The organism is Paracoccus salipaludis (genome assembly GCF_002287065.1).
Lineage (GTDB): Bacteria > Pseudomonadota > Alphaproteobacteria > Rhodobacterales > Rhodobacteraceae > Paracoccus > Paracoccus salipaludis.
This window is the reverse complement of record NZ_NSJZ01000082.1, coordinates 1-905: the sequence shown is the minus strand read 5'-3', so window position 1 is coordinate 905 and position 905 is coordinate 1. Positions and strand designations below refer to the sequence as shown.

2 protein-coding genes are annotated in these 905 nt (G+C 65.6%); both read left to right on the top strand.

Annotation, left to right across the window (positions count from 1 at the left end; genetic code table 11):
- The coding region (locus tag CK240_RS17650; RefSeq protein ID WP_205957915.1) for a phosphate-starvation-inducible PsiE family protein at nucleotides 1–463 on the top strand (463 nt) is incomplete at its 5' end.
- Nucleotides 464–759: 296 nt separating this feature from the next.
- Nucleotides 760–905 (top strand): M48 family metalloprotease (locus CK240_RS19655; RefSeq protein WP_420818638.1); only part of this gene is annotated, 146 nt, incomplete at its 3' end.

Genomic DNA, 905 nt, shown 5'->3' with positions numbered 1-905 from the left:
ATCAGGGCTAACCCGTGAACAATGGTCGGCGATGACGCTCTACGAGAAGTTCGAACAGGTCGTCATTTTCGTCCTCAGCGCCATCATTGCGGTTATCGTCGTGGCGTCGGTTTGGGCGCTGATGCGCGAGGTCGTGAACCGGTTGGTCTTGGGAGCGTTCGACACGCTCGATTACGCCACCTTCCAGGTGGTGTTCGGAATGATCTTCACCGTTGTAATTGCGCTCGAGTTCAAGCGCTCCCTTCTTGTTGCGACCGAACGCAGCTTCGGGATCCTCCAGGTCCGCACGATCGTGCTGATCGCGCTCCTTGCCATCGCGCGCAAATTCATCATCCTGGACCTCGGCGAGACGGAATCATCCAAGATTGCCGCACTCGCGGGCGCGGTGCTTGCGCTCGGCGCTGTCCACTGGCTGGTGCGCGATCAGGACCGGCGCGAACTCGGAGGCCACGAGACGCGATGACCGCGGCCTCCGCCAGCCACACCTGCTCAATTTCGTGCAATCGGCGCTGCTGCTCGGGCTCATGGCCGCGATTGCCTGGATCGCGGTGACAGCGATCGTCGGACCCGAGACCGGTCTCCTCATGGCGCTCGCGATGGTCGGGGGGGCTCCTGTTTGCGCCCGCGCTGCCACACCGGCTGCTCCTCGCGGCTTACCAGGCGCAGCGGCTCACCGGTCGTGATGCCCCCGGTCTCGTCGCGGCCCTGGCCGAACTCACCCGCAGGGCCGAGCTGCAGCGCGCGCCGGCGCTTTATCAAGTGCCGAGCCGGCTGCCGAACGCCTTCGCCCTGGGCAGCCCCGAGGACAGCGCCATCTGCGTCACCGACGGGCTGCTCGGCCTGCTCGACGGCCGAGAACTCGCCGGGGTTCTGGCGCATGAGATCGGGCATATCGCCAGCCGCGA